The organism is Candidatus Binatia bacterium (assembly GCA_036563615.1).
Taxonomy (GTDB): Bacteria; Desulfobacterota; Binatia; order UBA12015; family UBA12015; genus DATCMB01.
Window position 1 is genome coordinate 71,050 of the sequence record DATCMB010000009.1, and the last position, 24,690, is coordinate 95,739.

The following is a 24,690-nucleotide window of genomic DNA, read 5'->3' on the forward strand; positions in this document are numbered from 1 at the left end:
ACGCCTCACGGCTCGCCCGGCAGCGGGCCGTAGCCCTTCGGCGGCTTGCGGTGGTTGGTCGCGTTCTCGTACGCGTCGGCGATCGCGACGAGCTGGGCTTCCTGGCCGGGGCCGCCCCAGAAGGACATGCCGAACGGCAGGCCGGGCTCGGGGAGGATCGTGGGCTCGGTCGGCATGACCGTCATGACGGCGTTCGAGTTGTTTGGATTGACGACCCAGTAGGGATCGTACGCGACGCGGCTGAAGCCCATCGGCACGACGACCTCGGGGATGCCGGCATCGGCGCTCAGCGGGAAGCGCGTCGAGGGCCGCAGCCCGGGGCCGCTCGGCATGCCGGGGCCGAGGATCTTGCCCGGCGGCAGCGTGCTGAGCGGGTTGATGAACGCGTCGATCCCGTTGTCGCCCATCACCTTGGCGATCACCTGACGCATGACCTCGCGGATCATGATGCGCTCGGTGAGACCCGGCGAGTCGAGCGTCGTCTCCTGCGCGAGCAGCTGCCAGTCCTCGTACTCCGAGCTGATCCAGTTGGGATCGTGGCTCAGCGGATCGTCGGGGTCGAGCAGCTTGTCGGTCTGGAAGTTGGAGTTGTCGGCGAGCGCCTGGATGTCGGTGATGATCGGGTCGCCACGCTGACGCAGGTAGATGTTGAGCGAGTGCTTGCCCTCACCGGGCGTGCCGGGGAAGCTCTGCAGCCGGCGCAGGTTCAGGTGTCCGGCCGCCACCGACGCGGGGAGCATGAGGTCGCCGAAGAAGAGATCGACGCTCGTCTTGATGCGATCGCTCGAGTAGTTGTACAGCGACGGGAACAGCGGGTTGCCGTTCGAGTCCGTCTTGAAGATGTAGCTCGCCATGTAATACGGCAGGATCTGGGCGATCGCGTCGTTGAAGTCGGTCTCCATGTTCGGGATCGTCGGGTCGTCGCCCATGCGCGCGATGTACTCCGGGTCGACCGACTCGACGAGCTCGGCGCCGAGGTCGCGCAGCACCTTGAGCTCGGCGTTGAACTTGATGACGCGATCCTCGTCGTTCGGCGTCCACGGCACCATGTGCTCGCGCACGATGCCGATCCGCAGCCCCTTGAGCGGCTTCTTGTCGCCGGTCTTGCCGACGAGCTTGGTGAACGATTCCGGCTTCGGGTTGAAGTAGTCGACCGGGCTCTCGGTGCTGAGCGGGTCGTAGCCGACGATCGCGTCCGCGACGCGTGCGACGTCGTCGACGCTGCGGCAGATGACCGCGATGCGGTCGCGGATGCGCGACACCGGGCTCAAGCCAAATTTACTATAGAAGCCCTGCGAGCCCATCAGCACCACGGCGCCGTTGACGTTCGCCGGGTTGCGGCACGAGCCGCCGGTCTCCTCGCAGAACGAGCACACGACGAGGTTCGCGCCGACCGACGAGCCGGAGCCGCCGCTCGAGCTGCCCGGCGTGCGCGTCGTGTCGTACGGGTTGCAGAGCGGCCCGGCGACGGTCGAGCCGTTGTGCCCGACGATGGGATTCGAGAGGCCGCTCGGGCTGCCGAGGCCGGCGTTGTACTCGTTGAGGTTCGCCTGCGCGAGCAGGATCGCGCCCTTCTCGCGCACGCGCTGGATGACGGTCGCGTCGTACTCCGCGCGGTCGTGGTAGTACTTGGCGTCGCCGCCGCTCGTCGAGCGGATCTGCGACGAGTCGATCGTGTCCTTCGCCGAGAACGGGATGCAGTAGAGCGGCAGCTCCTTGAGCGGCGGGCGGCGGCCGTAGCGCGCGTCGAGCGCCGCGGCCTCCTCGAGCGCGTCGGGGATCGAGCGCGACTTGTTGCACACCGTCGGGCAACCCGCCGGCAGCGGCGCGGTGCCGGCGACGTCGCACGCGCCGGGGCACGTTCCCGAGCGCTGGCCGCGCACGTTGACCGCGATCAGCGCTCCGAGCTGACCGTCGTTGGTCAGCGAGAAGTTGCCGTAGACCGTCTTGCGCGTCGGATCCGAGCGCAGCGCGCCCCAGTAGCCGTCGAACGAAGGACCGGTGTAGCCGGGAACGAGCGTCCGCGGGTCGGGACCCGGCACCGCGCACGGTCCGTTGAAGGCCTCGATCCGCTTCAAGTACGCCTCGATGATCCCTTTGCAGGTGATCTTCCCGTTCTGGATCGCCTTGTGCAGGCTCGCGATCGACGCCTCGTGGATGATGTTCGCTCGCGCGAGCGTCGGCGTCAGCGCGAGCGTCGTCAGCGCGACCAGCGCGACGAGCGCTGCGCGCCGGCGCACGCCGCGCGCTCGGCTTATGCTTGACGCTGCCATGATGTGGCTCTCCTCCTTTTCTCCCTCCTGTGACGACCTCACGGGGCGACCCGTGCGAGGTCCGGGTTTCGGTGGCGGTCGATCGCGGTCACGCGCAGGGTGAACACGACTGGCTCGCCAGGGGGCACGAGGCCCGTTGGATGCTCGGTCGGCTCGGGATCCGGCGGGACCCAGAGCTCGACCGTCGCGCCGCCGGGAACCAGCGGCAGCACCTCGCGCCACGCACGCGGCGTGCGCGCGAGACGAACGATGGTCGGTGCGAAGCGGTCGCGCGACGTGTCGAAGACGGCGCCGTCGAGAAGCCGCCCCTCGTACTCGATGGTGATGCGGTCGCCGAGCGCGGGCGGCGGCTGATCGCCGTCCGCGACGATCCGGTACTGGACGCCGCTCGGCAGCTCGATCACGCCCTCGCGGGCGCGGTTCTCCGCGAAGAAGCCCTCGACTTCACGCCGCGCCGCACGCGCGCGCTCGACGTTCGCCGCGCGCGTCCGCTCCCCGATGCGCTCGAGCTCGCGCGCGATCTGGATCGCATCGAGGCGCGCTCTCTTTTCGGCGGTCTTTTGATCGAGCGCGTCGGCGAATCCGGCGAGGACTTGCTCGACGTCGACCTCGACGCCGCTCGCGCGGAGCTTGCTGCCGACGTGGACGCCGAGGGCGTAGCTCGTGCGCTCCTCCTCGCTCACGGGTTGCGGGCTCTTCGCTGGAGGCTGCTCGGACTTCGCGCAGCCGAGCATCACGAGCGCGCAGCCGAGCGCTGCGAGCGTAGGAGAGAGGGCGCACGAGACGAACCACGAGAAGGTACGTTTGGGGTGCATCATGCGGCAAAGCGGTTTGGATCGATGGTTTGGATCGACGTCCTGGATCAGCGGTCCTGGTTCTCGTCGATGCTCGCGGCGATGGCGGCGAGCTCCGCGTCGCTGAGCGCCTTCATCGCCTGACGCATGCGTTCGAAGCGCTCGACGCGCGACATCACGCTCGCGTCGTGCGGCGGACCGGCGAGCCCGTCGCGCAGTCCCTGCGCGAACGCGTCCGGCGTGATCGGCAGGGCATCGCGGAAGTCGCGGCCCGTCGCGTAGCCGAGGGCGTAGCTCGTGCGCGCGAGCGCCGAGTCGTCCGGCGCTCGTGCGCTCGTCTCGGTGCTCGCGCGAACGGCGAACGAGACGACGCTCGTCACGCCGATCGTCACGACCAGCAAGGCGGCGATGCGTCGCGCTTGCGACGTGCGCTCGCCGCGTGTCCCCTCCCGCACAGCCATCCGCACGCCGCGCACGCGCGAGCAAGGCGTGCGCCACGGACGATGCTCGAAATGCTCGGCGTTTTTCTCGCGTCGCCGAGCGCGCGTGATCGTCGGGTGGGCAACGTCGTGATCACGACGACGTCACGCGACGCGAGCGACGAGCGCCATCAGCGTTGCGAAAGATCGCGATCGTGAGTTGCGAGCGTGCAGCTATGCTTGACGCGCGTCGCCTTGAGGCGGCCGCGCGGCACCTCGATGCGTGGATCGATCGCTCGATGCGAGCTGATCGCGGTCATGCGAGCGCGTGAACGACGCGACGCCGCGCGTGCAGTCGACGAGTGGTGCGCGAGGCGACGGACGAGCGGAGCGCGAGCAGGTGGACGATCGCGACGCGTGCCCGCGCGCCTCGCCGTGCCGAGGGGCCCGCCCCACGACCGAAGGGAGTCCGACCACGCGCCCGCGACGCGCCGAGAACGTCGAGCACGTTCCTTCCTCCGCTCCTCGTCTGCACTCCTTGGAAGAGCTTCCACCCAATCTTGCACGCCGCTCTCCGGTTCCCTCGCCAATGCTCGGCTTTCCGACGCACGCGCGTGGCACGACCGTTGCCCTCGCACAGGGGGTTGGTCCGGACGCTCCGGACCCGGAACGGAGGAAGCCATGCGTAGAACGACGACGGTGTTGTTGGCGGCGGCCGCGCTTGCCGTGGCACCCCTGGCGGGCAGCGCCGCCGCGGACGATCAGGGCGCGAAGTCTTCGGGCGCGCAGATGGAGCAGGGCACGATGCGCTCGGGCAGCGCCGCGAGCGGCTCGGGCAGCGTCGCGGGCGCCGCGGCGACGATCCCGTCCGACGAGATCATCGGCAGCGACGTGCTCGACAGCCAGGGCCAGGAGCTCGGCAGCGTCCGCAAGCTGCTCATCGACAAGGACGGCAAGATCGACTCGGCGGTCATCTCGCTCGGCGGCGTGTTCGGCATGGGCTCGCGTCAGGTGAAGGTCCCGTGGAGCTCGCTGCAGATGAAGCCGAAGGCGGACGATCCCGACGAGATGGTCGTGACGGCGTCGCGCGACACGCTGCAGAACGCGCCGCAGTTCGAGGAGAACAAGGGCATGGCGCGCTCGGTGCTCGACGCGATCAACCCGAACGCGGACGACGATCAGGATCCGCGCGCGGCGGGGAGGACGAACGAGTAGGCGTCCCCTCGACCGCAGTCGGCGCAGCGGCGAAGCCGATGCGTCGCGGGAGCGGCCGGATCCGTCCGGCCGCTCCTAGCTCTCTCGCTCCTCCTGAGGCTCCGCGCTGCGCGGCCGCGCCAACGGGCCGCTCGCGAAGTCGTCCAGCTCGGCCTCGGCGTAGTGCGCGCTGGCCACGCGCAGGCGCTCGGCGAGCACTGCGCGCAGCTCCGCCGGACGCACTACCGCCACCCACGGCGTCAAGCTCATGATCCAGTTGGCGAGCTCCTCGACGCCACGGACCTTCATCGTCAGCCTCAAGCGGCCGGCGTCGTCGCGCGAGAACCGCTGCGACGGGTGCACCGTCCGCTTCGTGAGGTACGCCTCGGTGCGCTGGTTCAGGATCACCAGCTCGACCTCGGTCTCGGGTCCCTCGACGACGCCGAAGAGACCGTCGGTGTAGCGCGCGGGATCGAAGTCCTTCGGATAGGTGAAGCGCGCTCGGCCGCGCGGTCCGTCGCCGGGGGTGGGCTTCGCGGAGCGGATGCGCTCGACCGCGAGCCACAGGATGTTGCCCGCCGTCTCGCTGTACCCGACGAGGTAGAGGCCGCCCCGGTAGGCGAGCAGGGTGTACGGCGCGACGTCGTGCTGCTTCGGCTGCGCGAGCACGGCCTCGTAGTCGATCGTCAGGCGGTACTCGCGCACCAGCGCCTGCACGATCTGGTCGATGATGTCGCTGTGCGCGGCGTAGTCCTTCGGGACGAACGCGATCGAGAAGAACTTGCGGTCGAGGTTCTCGAGCTGCGAGCGCACGGCGGCCGGCATCTGCTCGACGAGCTTGTCCCACAGGGCGTCGGCGCTGTCCTTGAGCACCGTTCCTTCGAGGAAGCGGACCATCGACAGCGTGAACCACAGCGACACCGCCGACATCAGCCGCGCGTCGGGCGGGTGCGTGTCGTCGCGCAGGCGGAGCAGGCGACGCGAGCCGCGCTGCACGACCTCGATCAGCGGCTCGCCGTACGCGTCGCGCAGCTCCTCGCGGCAGGCGTCGACGTAGCGCAGAAGCGTGCGCTCACCGATCGAGAGCTCGCTCTTGATCGCGTCGAAGCTCCAGCCGTGCGGATGCGACCGCAGCTCGTGGACGAGGCGGGCGATGCGGCGGGCGGCAGGATAGGTGGCTCGTCGTCGCTGACTCACGGGGCGTTTGGTCGCCGAAGCTTTGCATGCGAGATCGACAGCGGTTGTCTGTCAACGGCTGTCAGCGGCAGCGATGTGTCGGGAGGACGCCGATGGACATCGAGAGCGCGTCCTGCTCGCACAGGGCCATATGCCACCATCGAGCGGGGACGTACAAGAAATCGCCCGCCACCAGGCGCGCCGAGTACACGGGCGACGACTCGCGCGGAAACTTGCGAAACGACGCGGCCGTCGCGGGCTCGCGCGCGACCGTATTCGGCCGGAAAAAGTACTCCTTCGCGCCGAGCGTCTGGACGAGGAACACGTCCTCGTCGTCGTAGTGCCAGCCGAAGCCGTGCGTGCCGCCCGGCGTGGCGAAAATTTGTACATGCGTCTCGCCGAGCGCGCGAAACGCCGAGGCCACGCGCTCGAGCTGCGGGTGGCTGCGCTCGGCGCGACGCATGCAGAGCCCGATGCCGTGCGCGAACAGCGGACGCAGCTCGGCGTACGAGCGCGGCGCGGCTATCGGCAGGAGGCGGTTGCGCGCGACCACGAGCACGTCGGGGGTGGGGTCGGTCGCGGCGAGCGCCTCGTCGAGCACCGACCAGTCGCAGAACGCGCGCGCGCCGTGGGTCGTGCCGGGCTGCGCGATCGGCGTGCGCTGCAGGTGCTCGGCGAGAAACTCGTCGAGCGCGATCGGTCCCAGCCACTCGCGCAGCAGGGGAAGCTGCGGCGCCGAGGCGTGCGTGCTCATGCGATCCTGTGGTCGGGCCCGGGCTCGGTCGTCCCGCCCTTCTCCTTGGGGATCACGCTCACGCGTCCGTCGCCCTCGAGGCACGCCCTCTCGACCTCCGCCACCTCACCGATGCCATGCTGACGGAGCTGGCTCATCAGCTCCTCCTCGGTGATCAGCTCGTGGTGCATGTTGCGACGCATGAGCACGCCGTTCTTGATCAGCGGCAGCGGCGGCGGGTGGACGAAGCGCCCGATCGCCGGCACGCGGTGGCCGAGCCAGTTCAGCGCGTGGCTCCAGAAGATGATCGTCGCGACCAGGACGATGCCTTCGGGCAGCGAGCGGTAGTCGCCGGCGAGGCCATTCTGCGCGGCGTCGGCGATCAGCACGACCACCAGCAGGTCGGTCATCGCAAGCCCGCCCGCCTCGCGCTTCAGCACGACGCGGAGCAGCGAGAACAGCGCGAGGTACATCACCGTCCCGCGCAGCACGATCTCGACGATCGACGTGCTCGGAACGAGCAATGTGCGCCAGTCGACGTTGCCGAACATGGTGGGATCGAACCGATCCTCCGCACGCGCATCCGTGAAGCGCCCGTGCAGCAACGCTCATCCTATGCCGGGACCGTGGGTCGGCGCGAGCCCGTGCGCCTCGCCCGAGCACCGGACCCGCCGACCGGCCGCAGGCCCGTGGCGTCGCGGCGCGGCAGCTCGGGCGCCGGGCCGAGCCCCGGCGCCCGCTTCGCGTTTCTCTCCCGACGCCGCGCACGCTCTCGAAGCCTCGCGTGCGTCCCTTGACGCGACCGACGAACGGTCCGACAACCAGGCTCGCCAGCATGCGATGGTGGGCTCGACTCGGGCTGCGCGGCAAGCTCTTCCTCGCCGTTGCGGCCGTTCTGATCGGCCTGCTTCTCACCACGCTCGCCGCGGTGCAGCTGCAGATCGAGGAGCAGACGCGCGCGACGCTGCGCCAGGGGCTGCGCGTCACCGGCAGCGTGTTCCAGCGCCAGATGCGTGAGCGCGGCGAGGTGCTCCTCGCCGGCGCCGAGCTGCTCGCCTCGGACTTCGCGCTGAAGCGCGCGATCGCGACCCGCGATCCGGGGACGCTCGCCTCGGTCGCCGTCAATCACCAGCAGCGAATCGACGTCGACCTGCTGTGGATCGCCGACGAGAGCGGCGAGCTGTTCGCCGACTCGCGCGGCAAGCTCGTCGCCGGCGCTTCGGTCGCGAGCACGCCGCCGATCGCCGACGTGCTGCGCAGCGGCGAGGCGATGGTCACGCTCGCCGAGCTCGACGGCGAGCTCTATCGGCTGGTTGGCGTGCCGGTGTTCGCGGTCGACCTGATCGGGCTGCTCGTGCTCGGTGAGCGCATCGACGATGCGACCGCGCAGGAGCTGCAGGAGAGCACCGGCACGCACGTCGCGTTCACCGCCGGGGAGCGCGTGCTCGCGGCGTCGTCGCCACCGCCGACGCGCGAGGCGCTGGCGACGATCCTGCCCGTCGCGCCCGGTCCGGACTTCATCGCCGAGCTCGACGGCGAGCGCTACTTCTCGCTCGCCGTGCCGGTCGAGGCGCAGAGCAGCGTGCCGGTGGTCGCGCTCCTGCAGCGCTCGTACGACTCGGCGCTGGCCCCGCTGCTCGCGCTGCGCATGCGCATCCTGCTGATCGGACTCGGTGCGCTCGTGCTCGCGCTGCTGGTCGCGCTCGGCATGGCGGCGGGGATCAACGCGCCGATCCAGCGCCTGGTCGACGCCACGCGGCAGATCATGCAGGGCAACCTCGGCTACCGCGTTCCCGAGCAGCGCACCGACGAGCTCGGCTTTCTCGCCGGGTCGTTCAACCGCATGAGCGAGCGCATCGAGCAGCGCGAGCGCGAGCTCACCGAGCTCAACGCGCAGCTCGAGAACCGCGTGCGCGAGCGCACGGCCGAGCTCGAAGCGTCCTACCGCGACTTGAAGGCCGCGCAGGTGCAGCTCGTGCAGTCGGAGAAGATGGCGTCGCTCGGCGTGCTGGTCGCCGGCGTCGCGCACGAGATCAACAACCCGGTGACCTTCGTCGCGAACAACGTCGAGCCGCTCAAGGAGCGATTGACGGAGCTGCGCGACGTCGCGAGGCTGCACCCCGAGATGGGCCTCGAAGCGCAGCTCGACGAGCTCAACGAGATCGCCGACCTGATCGGCGAGGGCGCGCGACGTACGGCGGGCATCGTGCAGGACCTGCGCAACTTCTCGCGTCTCTCGCACGAGGGTACCGAGTGGGTCGACGTGCACGAGGGCATCGAGACCTGCCTGCGTCTGCTGCGTCCGCGCTGGGCCGAGCGCATCACGATCGAGCGCGACTTCGGCGAGGTGCCGAAGATCGAGGCGGCGACGGGCCAGCTCAACCAGGTGCTGATGAACCTGCTCGCGAACGCCTGCGACGCGATCGACGGCACGGGCACGATCCGCATCACGACGCGCGTCGAGGGCGATCGTCTGCACCTCTCGGTGCGTGACGACGGCGTCGGCATCGCCCCCGAGGACGTCGAGCGCATCTTCGATCCCTTCTTCACCACCAAGCCGCAGGGCCAGGGCACGGGGCTCGGGCTCTCGATCACGCACGGCATCGTCACCGGGCACGGCGGCGAGATCCGGGTCGAGAGCGCGCCCGGTCGGGGCACCGAGGTGCGCGTCGTGCTACCGCTGCGGCGGGCGCGGCCCGACGAGACGGCCGCAGACGTGAGGGTCCATGCTCGCTGATACCGAGATCGATCTGCGACGCTACCCGGTGCTGATCGTCGACGACGAGGAGGCGATCCTGCGCACGTTCCGCCTCAACTACGCGCGCGACTTCACCGTGCTCGGGACGTCGAGCCCCGCGAAGGCGCTCGAGATGATCGAGCAGGAAGACGTCTGCGTGCTGGTCACCGACCAGCGCATGCCGGAGATGAACGGCACCGAGCTCATCGAGCGCGCGCTCGAGATCAAGCCGACGTTGGTGCCGATCATCTTGACGGGCTTCGCCGACGTCGACGCGCTGGTGCGCGCCGTCAACCTGCGCCGCGTCTACCGCTACGTGCCGAAGCCGTGGGACCGCGAGGAGCTGCGCGACACGATCGCGAAGGCGATCGAGATGTTCCACCTCGTGCACACCAACGCGAGCCTGCTCGCCGAGAACGCGCGGCTCGTCGCCGAGCTCGAGCGCGCGAACGAGCAGCTGCGGCGCGAAAACCGCTTCCTGAAGGAGCAGACGAGCGCCGGCGGCTTCGACGCGCTGATCGGCAAGAGCCCGGCGCTCCAGCGCGTGATCGAGCGCGCGAAGCGCGTCGCGCCGTCGACCGCGACGGTGCTGATCGAAGGTCCGTCCGGCACCGGCAAGGAGCTGCTCGCGCGCGCGATCCACGAGGCGAGCCCGCGGCGCTCGAAGCTCTTCGTCGCGGTCAACACCGGCACGATGACCGAGACGCTGCTCTCGAGCACGCTCTTCGGACACCGCCGCGGCTCGTTCACCGGCGCGACGTCCGACCAGAAGGGACTCTTCGAGGTCGCGAACGGCGGCACGCTGTTCCTCGACGAGATCGGCGAGACCACGCCGGCGCTGCAGGTGCACCTGCTGCGCGTGCTGCAGGAGGGCGAGATCCAGCCGGTCGGCGCGCCGCGTCCGGTGAAGGTCGACGTGCGCGTGATCGCGGCGACCAACCGCAACCTCGAGGCGGAGGTCGAGAAGGGCAACTTCCGCGAGGACCTGCTGCACCGCCTGAAGGTCTTTCCCCTGCGTCTGCCGCCGCTCTCCGAGCGCCTCGAGGACGTGCCGCTGCTGGTCGAGGCGATCCTCGCGCGCCACTGCCGCAAGCTCGGCAAGCCGCTGCCCGAGGTCGATCCCGAGGCGATGGCGGCGCTGCAGGCGCACGAGTACCGCGGCAACGTGCGCGAGCTCGAGAACCTGCTCGAGCGCGCCCTGCTGCTGTGCGACCCGGGCGACCCGATCACGGTCGAGGTGCTGTTCGACGACGTGCCGCTGGTCCCGCCGAGTCCACCGCAGGCCGTCGCGGGCGCGGCGGAGTCCGGATCCGGCGACGCGCCCGCCGGCGGCTCGCTCTACGCGGACGTGCTGCGCTACGAGTGGCAGCGCATCCGCGAGACCATCGCCGCGTGCGGCGGCAACAAGAGCGAGGCCGCGCGTAAGCTCGGGCTGACGCGCGTCGGTTTGCTCAAGAAGCTCAAGCGCTGCGAGCAGGCGTTCGGTGGTGGTGCGGGCGGCGGCGCCGGGCACTGAGCCCGTGAACGGGTCGTCGTCGTGCATCGTGTGGTGATGCGCCCTCGTGCGGCGACGCTCCTCACGCTGCTCGCGCTGGTCGCGAGCGCTTGCGCCACGCACCGCATCGACCTGAGCGATCCCGACGCCGCGGCGCTGGCTCGCAGCGGTCCGCCGACCATGGGCAAGGTCGTGGTCGTCCGCTTCCACGATGCGCGCACCCGCGAGTGGGCGACCGGACGGCAGGTCGGGCAGATGCGCGAGGGGTACGGCATCCCGGTCGTCGCCGTCGAGGCGGAGCAGGATCCCGTCCTCTGGGTCGCCGACGGCCTCGCGCACGGGCTCGCGCTGCACGGCTACGAGGTCGAGCGTCTCGACGCGCCGCCCGCGGATCCGTCGGCCTTCGTCGTGATGGGCTCGGTCGTCCAGGTCTTCGGCGACGCGTACCTCATGAAGGGCGCCGGCATCGTCGCCGACGTGTGGCTCGTGCACGGCGGCTGGACGATCTGGAGCGGGCGCTGCGAGGGGACCTCGACGAGTCTCCAGTGGCCGTCGCTCGAGCACCCGCTGCGCGCTGCGCTCCTCGACGCGCGCAAGCAGCTCGTCGCGCGCTGCGTCCCCCCGATCGCCACCGCGATCGAGCGCGCGAAGGAGGCGCAGGCCGCCGCGAGCTCGTGACGGACGTCGCGGCTGCGCTCCGTGCGGGTTCGTGAGCGCCTCGTGCGGGTGCGGTTCGCCCGCGCGAGCTCTCGCCAAGCGCCACCGCTTCGACGTAGAAGGAGCGCACCGCCATCGCGATCGCGTTCGCGCAGACGAGCGAGCGCGCGATCGATCGGAGGAGCCCGCGATGTCACTCGTGTACGAGCCCCGCATGCTGATCGACGGCAAGCTGGTCGAGGCGACCGGCGGCCGCACCTACGACAACGTCAACCCCGCGACCGAGGAGGTGATCGGCCAGGTCGCCGACGGCTCGGTCGAGGACATGGAGCGCGCGATCGCGGCGGCGCGGCGCGCGTTCGACGAGACCTCGTGGGCGACCGACCGCGCGTTTCGCAAGCGCTGCCTCGAGCAGCTCAAGGCGGCGCTCGACAAGCACAAAGAGGAGCTGCGGCCGCAGATCGTCGCCGAGGTCGGGACGCCGATCGCGCTGACCTACGCGATCCAGCAGGACACCTGCATCGCCGACCTGCAGTACGAGATCGATCTCATCGATCGCTACGAGTGGGAGCGCGACATCGGACTGCGGGACTTCTTCGGCATCACGTCGCGCCGTCTCGTGCTGCGCGAGCCGGTCGGCGTCGCGGGGCTGATCACGCCGTGGAACTTCCCGTTCATGCTGAACCTCGCGAAGCTCGCCCCGGCGCTCGCGGCGGGCTGCACGGTCGTGCTGAAGCCCGCACCGGACACGCCTTTCTCCGCGACCTGGATCGGCAAGCTGATCGTCGAGGAGACCGACATCCCGCCCGGCGTGGTGAACATCGTCACCTCGCGCGACCCGGCGGCGGTCGGCGAAGTGCTGACGGCGAGCCCGCTCGTCGACCTGATCTCGTTCACCGGCTCGACCGCGGTCGGCAAGCGCATCGCCGCGCGCTGCGCGGACACGCTGAAGCGCGTCTTCCTCGAGCTCGGCGGCAAGTCGGCGAACATCGTCCTCGACGACGCGGACTTCCCGACGGTGCTGGGCTCGATCGGCCAGGTCTGCACGCACTCGGGGCAGGGCTGCGCGATCACGACGCGGCTCTTGCTGCCGAGAAAGCGCTACGAGGAAGGCGTCGAGATCGCCAAGGCCGCGTTCGAGAGCGTCCCCTACGGCGATCCGACCGACTTCAAGAACCTCGCGGGTCCGCTGATCAACGCGCGCCAGCGCGACCGCGTGCTGCGCTACATCGAGCAGGGCAAGGCCGAAGGGGCGCGCTGCCTCGTCGGCGGCGGCGCCGCGACGCAGTTCGCGAAGGGCTACTACGTGCAGCCGACGCTGTTCGTCGACGTCGACCCGAGCTCGACCATCGCGCAGGAGGAGATCTTCGGCCCGGTGCTGTCGGTCATCGCGTACGAGGACGACGACGACGCGGTGCGGATCGCGAACGCGTCGCGCTACGGGCTCTCGGGGGCGGTGAGCTCGGGGTCGCTCGAGCGCGCGATGGCGGTCGCCCGCCGCGTGCGCACCGGCACGCTGTCGGTCAACGGAGGCATGTGGTTCGGCCCCGACGCGCCCTTCGGCGGCTACAAGGAGAGCGGCATCGGCCGCGAGCACGGCGTCGAGGGCTTCGAGGAGTACCTCGAGACCAAGACCGTCGCCCTGCCGGCGGCGTAGCGCTCGAACGGTCCCGCGAGGGGGTGGGCAAGAAAGCGCGACGTCCCGACGGACGGGGTGGAGGGAAGCCCGCGTCCGCCGGGACGTCGCAAGCGGCCGCAGCCCCATGCGGCCGGATCGTGACCACCCGGCAGCGCGCGACGGCGGCGAACCAGTCACGGCCCGCCGCGCGCCGCACGCGCGCAGTCGATCAGCTGCGCGGGAAGATGTCGCTCACCAGGATGGCGCCGCTCGACGAGTAGTGGACGCCGGCGACACGCACCTCCTTGCCGGTGAACTCGCCGGCGCGGAGCCGCTCGACGCTCGGCTGGTTGCCGAGCAGGAGCAGCGGGTAGAGCGTGTTCGAGCCATCGAGCTCGAGCGCGAAGAAGTGCTCGCCCTGGTCGCACTCGGCCGTGGCGAGGGTCATGCGGACGGAATCGCAGCTCAGGTTGACGATCTTGCCGGTGAACTCGCCGGTGCGACCGAGCCCCGAGCTCGAGAACAGCGCTGCCGAGGACGGAGCCACGGCGGCGCGGTCGGGCGCGACGGCGGCCGCGGTCTGCGCGTCGCGCGCGGCGACGACCTGCGGCTCCTCCGCCCAAGCGGCGCCAGCCGTGCAGATCAGAACCGCTGCTGCGATGGCGCCGAGAAGCTTCTGCGTCGACTTCATTCCTCTCATTCCTCCCTGGGCCGCGCGCCGCGAAGCTGCGTGCGACGCGCGGCCGCTGACTGAAACTTGCGGGCGGCGGTGAGCAACGCCCGTGCCCGCGTTTGGACGCGCGGCGGGCGCGGAAAAATCGAGCGCGGCGCGCGAGGTCGCGGCGCCGAGGCGTGAGGTTGTGTCGTTTGCCGACAACGAGGTGTTCGCGAGCGAGCGCTGCGCGATCGCGGTGCGCGCGTGCGTGCGTTCGTTCGTTCGGCGCGCTGCGCGAGCGCGCGGCGCTCTCACCTCGCCAGATGTCGCACCACGACTGTGGACACCCGCCGCGCTTCACGCGAAGAGGACGCACCATGCTCGACGCCGTCGTCGTCGGCTCGGGGCCGAACGGGCTCGCGGCCGCGGTCGCGCTCGCGCGCGCCGGCGCCTCCGTGCTGGTGCTCGAGGCGCGCCACGAGATCGGCGGCGGCGTGCGCACCGCCGAGCTCACGCTGCCGGGCTTCCTGCACGACGTCTGCTCCGGCTGCCATCCGACGGGCGTGCTGTCGCCGTTCTTCGCGACGCTGCCGCTCGAGCGGCACGGGCTGCGCTGGCTGCACCCGACGGCGTCGGTCGCGCACCCGCTCGACGGCGAGCCCGCAGTGCTGCTGCGCCGCTCGCTCGCCGACACCGCGCGCGAGCTCGGCGACGACGCACGCCGCTACGAGCTGCTCTTCGGACCGCTGCTGCGCGAGCCGCGGGCGTTGCTCGCAGACCTCCTGGGTCCGCTCCGCGTCCCGCGCCATCCGCTGCGCCTGGCGCGCTTCGGGCTACCGGGGCTCCTGCCGGCGACCACGCTTCTGCGCCGCTGGTTCCGCGGCGAGCGCGCCCGCGCGCTGCTCGCCGGCTGCGCGGCGCACTCGATCCTGCCGCTCGAGAGACCGCTCACCGCGGCCGTCGGGATGATCTTTGCCTTGATGGGGCACGTCGAGGACTGGCCGGTCGCGGCCGGCGGCTCGCGCGCGATCGCCGACGCGCTGGCCTCGTACCTCGCGGAGCTCGGCGGACGCATCGAGACCGGGCGCCGCGTGCGCGCGCTCTCCGACCTGCCGCCCGCACGCGTCGTGCTCTTCGACACGAGCCCCGCGCAGCTCGTCGACGTCGCGGGGCGGCTGCTGCCCGACGGCTACGTGAGGCGGCTGCGTCGCTACCGCTACGGTCCGGGCGTCTTCAAGCTCGACTGGGCGCTCGACGGGCCGATCCCGTGGCGCGACCCGCGCTGCCTGGAGGCGTCGACGGTGCACGTCGGCGGCACGCTCGACGAGGTCGCCGCCGCCGAGGCCGCGGTGTGGCGCGGCGAGCACCCCGAGCGGCCGTTCGTCCTCGTCGTGCAGCAGAGCCAGCTCGATCCGTCGCGCACGCCGGCCGGCAAGCACACGGGCTACGCCTACTGCCACGTGCCGGCGGGCTCGACCGTGGACCTGACCGACGCGATCGAGCGCCAGATCGAGCGCTTCGCGCCCGGCTTCCGCGACCGGATCCTCGCACGCCACGTCCTGCGCACGACCGACTTCGAGCGCGACAACCCGAACTACGTCGGCGGCGCGATCACCGGCGGTGTCGCCGACCTCGGACAATTCTTCACGCGTCCGGTGGCGCGGCTCGATCCGTACGCGACACCGCACCCGCGGCTGTTCCTCTGCTCCGCGTCGACGCCGCCCGGCGGCGGCGTGCACGGCATGTGCGGCTACTTCGCGGCGCGCAGCGCGCTGCGACGCCTCGAGCGTCTGCCGACATCCTTGCCGCCCTTGGCTTGACGGACGCGAGGGCGCGCGCACGCGCCGCGCAAGAACGCGCGCCGCATCGGTAAGCCGTACCCGGCAGCGTGTAGATTCGACTGCGCTCGCGCGGCTGCGATCCGTGCGAACCCCCGTGCAGCAAGGCTTTTCCGCGCGCGGTCGCTTGGACGCGAGGTTGCTTATCGGGGCACGCGCCGCACGCGACGAGCCGTCAAGTCCGACGTCTCGCACGCGCTGCGCACCAGCGCGCGACGAAGCTCAGCTTAGGAGGAACACATGAAGGCATGGACAGCAGCCGCCGTCGGGCTCGCGCTCGCGTTCGGCGGCGTCGGACCGGCGCTCGCCGACGACGCCCCGCCGCGAAGCAACCAGGGCGAAGCCGCGCAGTACGCCCCGGACAACACCGGGCGCAACGTCCGCGATCGCAACGACGCGGCCGTCACGCCGATGGATCAGGGCAACAACGCGCAGGATCTCGAGCTCACGCAGCGGATCCGGCGCGAGGTCGTCTCCGACGACAACCTTTCGACCAAGGCGCACAACGTCAAGATCGTCACCAGCAACGGTGTCGTGACGCTGCGTGGCCCGGTCGAGAGCGACGAGGAGAAGGAGCGGATCGCGTCGGTCGCGAAGAAGATCGCGGGTGATGGCAACGTTCGAGATCAGCTCGAGGTCGCGCGCTGAGCGCGCAGGAAAGGAACACAGACAATGGCAGGCAAGGCTGTATTCGGCATCATCGAGTCGCAGCGTCAAGCAGAGCTCGTGGTCGAGGATCTGCGCTCGGCGGGCTTCTCGAACAACGACATCTCCGTGCTCTTCCCCGACAAGCAGACGTCGCGTGACTTCGCGCACGAGAAGAACACCAAGGCGCCCGAGGGTGCGGCGACCGGTGCGCTCACCGGCGCGACCATCGGCGGCGTGCTCGGCTGGCTCGCCGGCATCGGCACGCTCGCGATCCCGGGCATCGGCCCGTTCATCGCGGCGGGTCCGATCCTGGGCGCGCTGAGCGGCGCGGGCGTCGGCGGCGCCGCGGGCGGCATCGCCGGCGGCCTGATCGGGCTCGGCATCCCCGAGATCGAGGCCAAGCAGTACGAGGAGAAGATCCGCGGCGGCAACATTCTCCTCTCGGTGCACACCGAGGACTCCGACGAGCGCAAGCGCGCGAAGGAGATCCTGGAGAAGTACGGCGCGAGCGACATCGCGACCGCGGGCGAGGAGCGAGTGAGCCGGGCCAAGGCGGCCGGCCACGCGCACTGACTGGCTTTCGCATCGCTCTCATGAAGCGGGCGGGCGCGCGGCGGAGATCGTCGCGCGTCCGCCCGCTCGTGTGTCTGGAGGGCGGATCGCACGGGACGCGCACGACATGCGTGCGACGTCCACCTGCTGCGACGTGGCCTGCTCGCGGCGAACGCGCCCGACGAATCGCGAACGCGCGTCAGAGCAGATCGCTCGCGAGATCCGCGAGCTCCGAGCGCTCGCCCTTCACCAGCGTGATGTGCGCGTAAATCTCCTGCCCCATCATGCGGCTGATCAGGTAGCTGAGGCCGTTCGACGAGTCGTCGAGGTAGGGCTGGTCGATCTGGTGGATGTCGCCGGTGAAGACGATCTTCGTGCCCTCGCCGGCGCGCGTGATGATCGTCTTGATCTCGTGCGGCGTCAGGTTCTGCGCCTCGTCGATGATGAAGAACGCGTGCTGCAGCGTGCGGCCGCGGATGTAGGACAGCGGCGTGATCACCAGCTTGCCGCTCTCGAGCATGCTCTGGATGCGCTGCGCGTTCGGGTCGTTCTCGGCGAACAGGTGACGGATCACCGCCAAGTTGTCGAACAGCGGCTGCATGTACGGATCCAGCTTCGCCGAGATGTCGCCGGGCAGGTAGCCGAGGTCGCGGTTCGACAGCGCGACCACCGGTCGCGCGAGCAGGATCTGACGGTACCTCGCGCGGCAGTGCAGCGCCGCGGCGAGCGCGAGCAGCGTCTTGCCGGTTCCCGCCTTGCCGGCGAGCGTGACCAGCTTGACGTCGTCGTTGGTCAAGAGATCGAGCGCGAACGACTGCTCGGCGTTGCGCGGCACGACGCCGTACGCAGCGATCTTCTCGACGCGCGCGAAGCACTGCTCGCGCCTGCGGTAGGTCGCGAGCACGGACTTCGAGCCGTTCCTGAGCACGAAGTTCTCGTTCGGCAGCGGCCGCTCGACGTACGGCACCTCGTCTTCCGGCACGCGACCGCCGTTCGCGTAGAACGTGCTGATCAGCTCCGACGGGATGCCCTCGAGCGTGCGCTTGCCGGTGTAGAGGCGATCGACGCGCTCGACCTTGTCGCTCGTGTAGTCCTGCGCGACGAGCCCGAACGAGCGCGCCTTCATGCGCAGGTTGGTGTCCTTCGACACCAGGATCACCGTGCGCTCGGGTTTCGCTTCGTGCAGCGCGAGCGCGGTCGACAGGATGCGGTGATCCGGCGAGTCGCTCAGGAACGCGGCGCGCAGCTTCTCCGACGGACCCGTGCCGAGCACGACGTGCACGCGTCCGAGCCCGTCGCCGAGCGGCGCACCCTCGGGTGAGAGCACGTCGCCGGTGATGCCGTCGAGGCGGCGCAGGAACTCGCGCGCCTGCGCGTTGATGTCACGGCTCCCGCGCTTGAACTGATCGAGCTCTTCGAGAACCGTGATCGGGATCGCGACGTCGTGCTCGCGGAAGCTCTGCAGGCAGCGCGCGTCGTGCAGGATGACGTTGGTGTCGAGGACGAAGAGCTTCGGCTTCGCCCGACCGTCGGGGCTCTTGCGGCCTCCACCGTCGTCCGCACCGCCCATCCGCTTTCAGCTTGTACTCGCACCTGCGATCGCGATCAACGGCTGCAAGACTCTCCGTGGAAAGATTTCACATTTCGCTGCGCGGCGCGCGCGACCGGGACGAACGAGAGCGCAGTACACGCGCGCTGTGCGGCTCGCGACGTTGCGCGCGCACTTGACCGCTCGCCGTCGCTCCAGTTTCACTCCGGCTCCATGTCCGAGGAGCCGGTCGACGTACTGATCATCGGCGCGGGCGCCGCAGGCGCGGCGTTCGCCTGGAGCCTCGCCGAGACGAGGATGAAGATCCTCTGCCTCGAGCAGGGCGACTGGGTGAAGCCCGACGAGTACCCCGGCAACCGCACCGACTGGGAGCTGCGCCGGCTCACCGACTGGAGCTTCAGCCCGAACGACCGCAAGCGGCCTGCCGATTACCCGGTCAACGACGCGGACTCGCCGATCGCGATCTCGAACTTCAACGCGGTGGGCGGCAGCACGATCCTGTTCGCGGGCCACTTCCCGCGCATGCACCCGTCGGACTTCCGCGTGCGCACGCTCGACGGCGTCGCCGACGACTGGCCGCTCGATTACCGCACGCTCGCGCCGTACTACGACCTGAACGAGCGCATGATGGGCGTCTCGGGTCTCGCCGGCGATCCGGCGTACCCGGCCGATCCGCCGAAGATCCCGCCGCTGCCGCCGCTGCCGCTCGGCAAGCTCGGTGAGACGCTCGCGCGCGGCTTCAACGAGCTCGGCTGGCACTGGTGGCCGTCGGACAGCGCGATCATCAGCCGCGAGTACGAGGGACGTGCGCCGTGCATCAACGCCGGAACGTGCCTCGCGGGCTGCGCGCAGGGTGCGAAGTCGAGCACGGACGTGACGTACTGGCCGCTCGCGCTGCGCGCCGGCGTCGAGCTGCGCACGCGCTGCCGCGTGCGCGAGATCACCGTCGGCGCAAACGGCATGGTCGACGGCGTGATCTACTACGACGCCGACGGCGTCGAGCGTCGGCAGCGCGCCGAGGTCGTCGTGCTCGCGTGCAACGGGGTCGGCACGCCGCGGCTGCTGCTCAACTCGCGCTCGAAGCACTTCCCCGACGGTCTCGCGAACCGCAGCGGCCTCGTCGGCAAGAACCTGATGTTCCATCCGTACGCGATGGTGACCGGGCTCTTCGACGAGCCCCTCGAGGGGCACAAGGGCGCGATCGGCTGCTGCATCATGAGCCAGGAGTTCTACGAGACCGATCCGTCGCGCGGCTTCGTGCGCGGCTACTCGTTCGAGATCCTGCGCGGCGTCGGTCCGGTGTTCACGGCGATGATGGGCATGAACTGGGGGCGTCTGCCGTGGGGTGACGAGCACCACCGCGCCTACGCCGAGATCTTCGACCGCAACGCCGGCATGGTGGTGATCGGCGAGGATCTGCCCGAGGAGCACAACACGGTCACGCTCGATCCCGAGCTCGAGGACGCGCACGGCATCCCGGCGCCGAAGATCACCTACCGCCTCGGCGACAACAGCCGCGCGCTCATGGCGCACGGCGTGGAGCGGGCGCAGGAGGTGCTGCTCGCTGCGGGCGCGCGCGACACGATCGTCGAGCCGCTGCTGCGTCCCGCCGGCTGGCACCTGATGGGCACGGCGCGCATGGGACGCGATCCGAAGACCTCGGTGGTCAACGAGTGGGGCCGCTGCCACGACGTCAAGAACCTCTTCATCATCGACGGCAGCATCTTCGTCACCGCGGCGGCGGTGAACCCGACCAACACCATCCAGGCGCTGGCGCTCTACGTCGCCGACCGGATGAAGAAGAACCTGGCGAACCTGTTCGACTGAGGGTGAACGACGTGGCGGAGGCATCGATCCCGGGCTTCACGGACGAGCAGGCGAGCACGCTGCGCGCGCTGCTCGACGAGATCGTTCCGCCGAGCGCCGACGGACGGCTGCCCGGCGGCGGCACGCTGGTCGGCGGCGAGCATCTCGCGACGACGCTGCGGACGCTGCCCGGGCTCGACCTGGGCGTCCTGCAGGCGGTCGCGACCGCCGACGAGGCCGCACGCGCGCGTGGTGCGGCCTCGTTCGCGGCGCTGCCGAAGGACGAGCGTCGCGCGCTGGTCGCCGACGTCGGCGCGCGCGACGCGGGCTTCCTGCCGAGCCTGACGTTCCTCGCCTACGCGAGCTACTACCAGGACCCGCGCGTGCTCGGCGCGCTCGGCTTCGAGGCGCGTCCGCCGCACCCGCGCGGCTTCGAGATGGAAGACGGCGACCTCGCGCTGCTCGAGCCGGTGCGGCGCCGCGGCAAGCTCTACCGCGACGCTTGATGCACGCCGCGCGCACGCGCGGCGTCTGCCGGTGACGCGTGCGCGCCGCTGCGAGGGACGTGTGCTTGACGCCCGCGCGTGGTGAGCGCGCGTCGAGCACTCACAATCGGTAGATCCGCGCGACGTTCTCGCCGAGCACCTTGGCGCGCGTCGTCTCCTCGAGCGGCGCCACGAAGCGCTCGAGCGCGCGCACCCACGTGCTCGGGTGGTCGGGGTGCGGGTAGTCGGTCGCCCACAGGAAGCAGTCCGCGCCGACGTGCTCGATGACGAGCGGCGCCGCGGTCTCGTCGGGGTCGGCGGAGATGAAGCACTGGCGACGGAAGTACTCCGACGGCTTCTTGGTCAGCGTCACGCCGGCCGCCGAGATCGTCTCGAAGACGGCGTCCATGCGGTCGAGGAACGCGCCGATCCAGCCGGAGCCTGCTTCGAGCACGCCGATGCGCAGATCCGGGAAGCGGTCGAGCGTGCCGAGCGCGAAGAACGACAGGAACGCCTGCTGCACGCCCTGGCGCAGCATGACGTTGTAGAAGAACTCCTGCGCGCGTCCGAGCCCCTTGAAGCGCACCGGCACCGCCCACGCCGGCTCGTAGGTCGGGTGGATGCCGATCGGCACGTCGAGCTCGCACGCCTTGGCGAAGAGCACGTCGTGGTCGGGGTGTCCGTGCGGCTTGCGCGTGTGCGTGAAGGGCGCGACGAAGGCGCCGTGGCAGCCGTCCTTGACGGCGCGCTCGAGCTCCGCCGCCGACGCCTCGGGATCGAGCAGCGAGAGCTGCGCGATGGGGACCAGCCGTCCGCCGCTCGAGCGGCAGAAGTCGGCGATCCAGCGGTTGTAGGCGCGCATGTAGGCGAGCGTGATCTCCGGATCGGTGACCTCGCACTCCCACAGAAGACCGATCGTCGGGTAGAGCACGCTCTTGACGAGGTTCTCGCGGTTCAGCAGGTCGATGCGCTCGAGCGCGTCGCCGGCGCCGTAGGGGATGTTGTCCATGTAGCGCCGGTCGGGGCCGGGCTTCGCGTCGGGATCGCCCATCGCGCCCATCACGCCGAGCACGCCCTTCTTGGTGCGCTCCGAAGGCCGGCCGTCGAGCTCGAGGTACTCGAGCCCCTCGTCATCGGTGCAAATGCGCAGCGCCCGCGGCTTGTAGCGCTCCTCGAGGTACTCCTCCCACAGCCACGCCGGCTCGAGCACGTGCCCGTCGGCGTCGATCGTGCCCGGGTAGGGAAAGCGCATCACCTCGTAGCTCATCGCGTCCTCCGAGGAGCGTCATGGGCCGGGACCCGGCGGCGGGTCAAGACGGGCGTGCGAGGACGGGCCAGTGCGCTGCGTCACGCGTCTTCGTCGTCCACCAGCACCAGCTCCTGCAGCACGACCTGCAGGATCGCCGCGCTCGGCACGGCGAGGATCGCGCCGACCACGCCGAGCAGCGAGCCGCCGATCAGGAGCGCGACGATGACCCCGACCGGGCTGATGCCGACCTGGTGCTCCATGACGCGCGGTGCAAGCACATAGTTCTCGAGCTGCTGCTGCACGAAGAAGAAGGCGACGACCGCGATCGCGAGCTGCCACGACTCGGTCGCCGCGAGCGCGACCGCCGGCACCGCGGCGAGCAGCGGGCCGATGTAGGGCACGAGCTCGCCGAGCGCGGCGATCAGCGCGAGCACGAAGAAGAACGGCACGCCGAGAAGCCCGAGCGCGAGCGCGGTGGTCGCGCCGATCACCGCCGACAGAATGAGCTGACCGCTGAGCCAGGCGCTCAGCTTGCGCCGGATCTCGGCCGACGCCGTGCGGACGTGCCCGCGGTGACGCCGCGGCACGAGACGCAGCAGTCCGGCCAGCAGGCTCTCGGCCTCGAGCAGCAGGTAGAACGTCAAGATCAGGATAGTCGCGACGCCGAACACGCCGCCGACGACGCTCCACAGCGTCGTCGCGACGCTGCCCAGCATGTCGCCGCCGACGGGCGCCTGCTGCACGACGTCGCTCATCGACATCGGCTCGTCGATGAGCCGGCGCTCGACGAGCCAGAGCTGAGCGCGCTGCAGCAGCTCCGGCGCGCTCTGCGCGAACGCCCGCGTCTGGGCGACGAGCGTCGGCAGGACGGCGAGCGCGATGCCGCCGACGATGAGCAGCACCGCGAGGTAGACGAGCAGGATCGCGAGCCAGCGCGGCAGGCGCGGTCCGCCGACCGGGATCAGCGTCTGCTTCTCGACCCATTGGATCGCCGGCGACATGCCCATCGCGAGCAGCGAGCTCACGTAGACGACCAGCACCGCCTGACGCGCGACCACCACCACCCAGGCGACGAGCGCGATCAGGAGCAGGATTCCGATCGTCCACAGCACGATCGCGCGCGGATCGTTGCGCGGATCGTCGTTGCGCCGCCCGGGCGAGGCTGGAAGGGCCATGCGCGAACTCCGAGCAAGTTCCCGTCCATGCGAATCGCGCGGTGCTGGACGTCGCGACCCTGCAATCGGTACAGCGGCGCAGGGCGGCGGTTGCACGCGACGACGCCCGCGCGGGCCGCGCCCCGCACGGGGCCGCGGGCGCGCAGCCGCTCGGTGGCACGGCCGTTGCGGACGCCTGCGGCGCCCGCGAAGCCCACGGATCGGCCCACGGCTTTGCAAGCGCGCGCCTGGAAGCCATGGAGGATGCGATGAACCAGCACAGCGACCCCTCGCGCCGCCCCGCCGCGCCGAGTGCGACCCGCAGCGCCGCTCAGGCGTCCGGGCTGCGCGGCCTCACGCTGTTCTCGGTCGGCGGCGTCGCGGTGCGCATCGACGTCTCGTGGCTCGTGATCTTCACGCTGGTGCTGGCGAGCCTCGCCGCCGGCTACTTCCCGCAGACCTACCCGGGCTACGCGCTCGCCACCTACTTCGTCGTCGGGCTGATCGCGACGCTGCTCTTCTTCGCGTCGGTCCTGATCCACGAGCTGTCGCACGCGTTCGTCGCCAACGCGCTCGGCAACCGCGTCGACACGATCACGCTGTTCGTGTTCGGCGGCATGGCGCACTTGACGGAGGAGTCGCGCTCGCCGGCGAACGAAATGAAGATCGCGGGCGTCGGGCCGCTGACCAGCATGGCGCTCGCCGCTCTGTTCTGGCTCGGCGCGCGGCTCCTCGACGCGCTCGGCGCGGAGCCGATGTGGGTCGGTGTCTTCGGCTACCTCGGGACGATCAACCTGGCGCTCGCGGTGTTCAACCTGCTGCCGGGCTTCCCGCTCGACGGCGGACGGCTGCTGCGCGCGTTCTTCTGGTACCGCTCGGGCGACCTGCGTCAGGCGACCGCGCGCGCCGCGTCCTGGGGCAGCGGCATCGCGATCGGGCTGATGGTCCTGGGCGCGCTCGAGATCTTCAAGGGCGCGCTGATCGGCGGCTTCTGGCTGATCCTGATCGGGCTCTTCCTGCGCGGCGCTGCCGAGGCGGGGTATCACGGGCTCGTCACGGAGCAGATGCTCGCGCACACCCGCGTGCGCGACGTGATGGTCAAGGACCCCGTCAAGATCCCGCCCGACCTCACCATCGCGCAGGCGATCGAGGACTACTTCCTGCGCTACGGCTTCGGCGGCTTCCCGGTCGGCGACGACGGCGACGTGCAGGGCATCCTGTCGCTGCGTCAGGTGCGTGCGTGTCCGGCCGAGGAGCGTGCACGCGTCCGCGTCGCGGAGCTCATGCGGCGCGCCACACCCGAGGTCGTGGTCTCGCCCGACGAGAGCGTCGTCGGCGCGATGCGGCGCATGGCCGCCGCCGACAGCGGGCGGCTGCTGGTCCTCGAGCACGGCCGCCTCGCGGGCCTCATCACGCGCAACGGCGTCATGCACTACCTGCGCCTGAGCTCGGAGCTCGACGTGCCGCCGCACGCGGCCGACGCCGCGCGGCCGGCGTGACGCGCGAGCACGTGCACGCCGGCGGCCGCGCGCGCACCGCCTTGCCTGCCGCGCCTGCCGCGTGCGTCGTCCATCGGGCCGTCGCCGGACGCGCGGGACGCCGCCGCCCCGCGTCGTTCGAATTCCCGAACGACGCTTGATCCCGCGCGCCCACATTGC

General features: G+C 70.6%; 21 protein-coding genes. 11 read left to right on the plus strand and 10 right to left on the minus strand.

Annotation, left to right across the window (positions count from 1 at the left end; all coding sequences use genetic code 11):
• Positions 1–5: 5 nt before the first annotated feature.
• The 3 genes from VIS07_08090 to VIS07_08100 all read right to left on the minus strand — a co-directional run bounded on the left by VIS07_08090 (position 6) and on the right by VIS07_08100 (position 3,528).
• Positions 6–2,240: an amidase family protein gene (locus VIS07_08090; protein HEY8515458.1), complete on the minus strand. Its 2,235-nt coding sequence runs from the start codon at positions 2,238–2,240 to the stop codon at positions 6–8.
• Between the two features lie 71 nt (positions 2,241–2,311).
• Positions 2,312–3,088: an FKBP-type peptidyl-prolyl cis-trans isomerase N-terminal domain-containing protein gene (locus VIS07_08095; GenBank protein ID HEY8515459.1), complete on the minus strand. Its 777-nt coding sequence runs from the start codon at positions 3,086–3,088 to the stop codon at positions 2,312–2,314.
• Positions 3,089–3,135: 47 nt separating this feature from the next.
• Complete coding sequence (locus VIS07_08100; protein ID HEY8515460.1) at positions 3,136–3,528, minus strand: FKBP-type peptidyl-prolyl cis-trans isomerase N-terminal domain-containing protein; 393 nt, start codon at positions 3,526–3,528, stop codon at positions 3,136–3,138.
• A 639-nt stretch (positions 3,529–4,167) separates the two neighbouring features.
• Here VIS07_08100 and VIS07_08105 point away from each other — a divergent pair.
• Positions 4,168–4,701, plus strand: coding sequence for a PRC-barrel domain-containing protein (locus VIS07_08105; protein HEY8515461.1), 534 nt, complete (start codon positions 4,168–4,170; stop codon positions 4,699–4,701).
• A 75-nt stretch (positions 4,702–4,776) separates the two neighbouring features.
• Here VIS07_08105 and VIS07_08110 read toward each other — a convergent pair whose 3' ends face one another.
• The 3 genes from VIS07_08110 to VIS07_08120 form a co-directional block, all read right to left on the minus strand.
• The gene (locus VIS07_08110) at positions 4,777–5,877 is read right to left on the minus strand and encodes a WYL domain-containing protein (GenBank protein ID HEY8515462.1); all 1,101 of its coding nucleotides are present in this window, start codon (positions 5,875–5,877) and stop codon (positions 4,777–4,779) included.
• A 61-nt stretch (positions 5,878–5,938) separates the two neighbouring features.
• Positions 5,939–6,610 carry a cupin domain-containing protein gene (locus VIS07_08115; GenBank protein ID HEY8515463.1) on the minus strand — a complete coding sequence of 224 codons (672 nt, stop codon included), beginning with the start codon at positions 6,608–6,610 and terminating at the stop codon, positions 5,939–5,941.
• Positions 6,607–7,140: a YetF domain-containing protein gene (locus VIS07_08120; GenBank protein HEY8515464.1), complete on the minus strand. Its 534-nt coding sequence runs from the start codon at positions 7,138–7,140 to the stop codon at positions 6,607–6,609. Before VIS07_08120 ends, VIS07_08115 begins: the two co-directional genes overlap by 4 nt.
• A gap of 284 nt (positions 7,141–7,424) precedes the next feature.
• Here VIS07_08120 and VIS07_08125 point away from each other — a divergent pair, with 284 nt between their 5' ends.
• The 4 genes from VIS07_08125 to VIS07_08140 all read left to right on the plus strand — a co-directional run bounded on the left by VIS07_08125 (position 7,425) and on the right by VIS07_08140 (position 13,135).
• Entirely contained in the window at positions 7,425–9,326 is a 1,902-nt protein-coding gene (locus VIS07_08125; protein HEY8515465.1) for an ATP-binding protein, read from the plus strand.
• Positions 9,316–10,842, plus strand: a complete 1,527-nt coding sequence (locus VIS07_08130; protein HEY8515466.1) for a sigma-54 dependent transcriptional regulator — start codon at positions 9,316–9,318, stop codon at positions 10,840–10,842. The genes VIS07_08125 and VIS07_08130 overlap by 11 nt, the downstream gene beginning before the upstream one ends.
• 36 nt (positions 10,843–10,878) lie before the next feature.
• Positions 10,879–11,499 carry a hypothetical protein gene (locus VIS07_08135; protein ID HEY8515467.1) on the plus strand — a complete coding sequence of 207 codons (621 nt, stop codon included), beginning with the start codon at positions 10,879–10,881 and terminating at the stop codon, positions 11,497–11,499.
• 169 nt (positions 11,500–11,668) lie between these two features.
• Positions 11,669–13,135, plus strand: coding sequence for an aldehyde dehydrogenase family protein (locus VIS07_08140; GenBank protein ID HEY8515468.1), 1,467 nt, complete (start codon positions 11,669–11,671; stop codon positions 13,133–13,135).
• Positions 13,136–13,325: 190 nt separating this feature from the next.
• Here VIS07_08140 and VIS07_08145 read toward each other — a convergent pair whose 3' ends face one another.
• Positions 13,326–13,787, minus strand: coding sequence for a hypothetical protein (locus tag VIS07_08145; GenBank protein HEY8515469.1), 462 nt, complete (start codon positions 13,785–13,787; stop codon positions 13,326–13,328).
• A gap of 341 nt (positions 13,788–14,128) precedes the next feature.
• Here VIS07_08145 and VIS07_08150 point away from each other — a divergent pair, with 341 nt between their 5' ends.
• The 3 genes from VIS07_08150 to VIS07_08160 all read left to right on the plus strand — a co-directional run bounded on the left by VIS07_08150 (position 14,129) and on the right by VIS07_08160 (position 16,810).
• Positions 14,129–15,571 carry an NAD(P)/FAD-dependent oxidoreductase gene (locus tag VIS07_08150; GenBank protein HEY8515470.1) on the plus strand — a complete coding sequence of 481 codons (1,443 nt, stop codon included), beginning with the start codon at positions 14,129–14,131 and terminating at the stop codon, positions 15,569–15,571.
• Between the two features lie 258 nt (positions 15,572–15,829).
• A complete protein-coding gene (locus VIS07_08155; protein HEY8515471.1) occupies positions 15,830–16,237 on the plus strand; it encodes a BON domain-containing protein in 408 nt (135 codons plus the stop codon).
• A 24-nt stretch (positions 16,238–16,261) separates the two neighbouring features.
• Complete coding sequence (locus VIS07_08160) at positions 16,262–16,810, plus strand: hypothetical protein (GenBank protein HEY8515472.1); 549 nt, start codon at positions 16,262–16,264, stop codon at positions 16,808–16,810.
• 178 nt (positions 16,811–16,988) lie between these two features.
• Here the strand turns inward: VIS07_08160 and VIS07_08165 are convergent, their stop codons facing one another.
• Positions 16,989–18,359 (minus strand): PhoH family protein, encoded by a 1,371-nt coding sequence (locus VIS07_08165; protein HEY8515473.1) that lies wholly within the window; start codon positions 18,357–18,359, stop codon positions 16,989–16,991.
• A 192-nt stretch (positions 18,360–18,551) separates the two neighbouring features.
• On the opposite strand from VIS07_08165, the gene VIS07_08170 reads away from it, so the two are divergent.
• A complete protein-coding gene (locus tag VIS07_08170; protein ID HEY8515474.1) occupies positions 18,552–20,165 on the plus strand; it encodes a GMC family oxidoreductase in 1,614 nt (537 codons plus the stop codon).
• 11 nt (positions 20,166–20,176) lie between these two features.
• Positions 20,177–20,650 carry a hypothetical protein gene (locus VIS07_08175; protein ID HEY8515475.1) on the plus strand — a complete coding sequence of 158 codons (474 nt, stop codon included), beginning with the start codon at positions 20,177–20,179 and terminating at the stop codon, positions 20,648–20,650.
• 100 nt (positions 20,651–20,750) lie between these two features.
• Here VIS07_08175 and VIS07_08180 read toward each other — a convergent pair whose 3' ends face one another.
• Entirely contained in the window at positions 20,751–21,896 is a 1,146-nt protein-coding gene (locus tag VIS07_08180; protein HEY8515476.1) for an amidohydrolase family protein, read from the minus strand.
• Positions 21,897–21,976: 80 nt separating this feature from the next.
• The gene (locus tag VIS07_08185) at positions 21,977–23,053 is read right to left on the minus strand and encodes an AI-2E family transporter (GenBank protein HEY8515477.1); all 1,077 of its coding nucleotides are present in this window, start codon (positions 23,051–23,053) and stop codon (positions 21,977–21,979) included.
• A 248-nt stretch (positions 23,054–23,301) separates the two neighbouring features.
• Here VIS07_08185 and VIS07_08190 point away from each other — a divergent pair, with 248 nt between their 5' ends.
• Complete coding sequence (locus VIS07_08190; protein HEY8515478.1) at positions 23,302–24,531, plus strand: site-2 protease family protein; 1,230 nt, start codon at positions 23,302–23,304, stop codon at positions 24,529–24,531.
• The last annotated feature ends 159 nt before the right edge of the window (positions 24,532–24,690 follow it).

Excerpts from the sequence above, each read along its gene's own strand:
- VIS07_08095 (HEY8515459.1), bottom strand. The coding sequence starts at position 3,088 with ATGCACCCCAAACGTACCTTCTCGTGGTTCGTCTCGTGCGCCCTCTCT.
- VIS07_08100 (HEY8515460.1), bottom strand. The coding sequence starts at position 3,528 with ATGGCTGTGCGGGAGGGGACACGCGGCGAGCGCACGTCGCAAGCGCGA.
- VIS07_08105 (HEY8515461.1), top strand. The coding sequence starts at position 4,168 with ATGCGTAGAACGACGACGGTGTTGTTGGCGGCGGCCGCGCTTGCCGTG.
- VIS07_08115 (HEY8515463.1), bottom strand. The coding sequence starts at position 6,610 with ATGAGCACGCACGCCTCGGCGCCGCAGCTTCCCCTGCTGCGCGAGTGG.
- VIS07_08120 (HEY8515464.1), bottom strand. The coding sequence starts at position 7,140 with ATGTTCGGCAACGTCGACTGGCGCACATTGCTCGTTCCGAGCACGTCG.
- VIS07_08125 (HEY8515465.1), top strand. The coding sequence starts at position 7,425 with ATGCGATGGTGGGCTCGACTCGGGCTGCGCGGCAAGCTCTTCCTCGCC.
- VIS07_08130 (HEY8515466.1), top strand. The coding sequence starts at position 9,316 with ATGCTCGCTGATACCGAGATCGATCTGCGACGCTACCCGGTGCTGATC.
- VIS07_08135 (HEY8515467.1), top strand. The coding sequence starts at position 10,879 with ATGCGCCCTCGTGCGGCGACGCTCCTCACGCTGCTCGCGCTGGTCGCG.
- VIS07_08140 (HEY8515468.1), top strand. The coding sequence starts at position 11,669 with ATGTCACTCGTGTACGAGCCCCGCATGCTGATCGACGGCAAGCTGGTC.
- VIS07_08145 (HEY8515469.1), bottom strand. The coding sequence starts at position 13,787 with ATGAAGTCGACGCAGAAGCTTCTCGGCGCCATCGCAGCAGCGGTTCTG.
- VIS07_08150 (HEY8515470.1), top strand. The coding sequence starts at position 14,129 with ATGCTCGACGCCGTCGTCGTCGGCTCGGGGCCGAACGGGCTCGCGGCC.
- VIS07_08155 (HEY8515471.1), top strand. The coding sequence starts at position 15,830 with ATGAAGGCATGGACAGCAGCCGCCGTCGGGCTCGCGCTCGCGTTCGGC.
- VIS07_08160 (HEY8515472.1), top strand. The coding sequence starts at position 16,262 with ATGGCAGGCAAGGCTGTATTCGGCATCATCGAGTCGCAGCGTCAAGCA.
- VIS07_08165 (HEY8515473.1), bottom strand. The coding sequence starts at position 18,359 with ATGGGCGGTGCGGACGACGGTGGAGGCCGCAAGAGCCCCGACGGTCGG.
- VIS07_08170 (HEY8515474.1), top strand. The coding sequence starts at position 18,552 with ATGTCCGAGGAGCCGGTCGACGTACTGATCATCGGCGCGGGCGCCGCA.
- VIS07_08180 (HEY8515476.1), bottom strand. The coding sequence starts at position 21,896 with ATGAGCTACGAGGTGATGCGCTTTCCCTACCCGGGCACGATCGACGCC.
- VIS07_08185 (HEY8515477.1), bottom strand. The coding sequence starts at position 23,053 with ATGGCCCTTCCAGCCTCGCCCGGGCGGCGCAACGACGATCCGCGCAAC.
- VIS07_08190 (HEY8515478.1), top strand. The coding sequence starts at position 23,302 with ATGAACCAGCACAGCGACCCCTCGCGCCGCCCCGCCGCGCCGAGTGCG.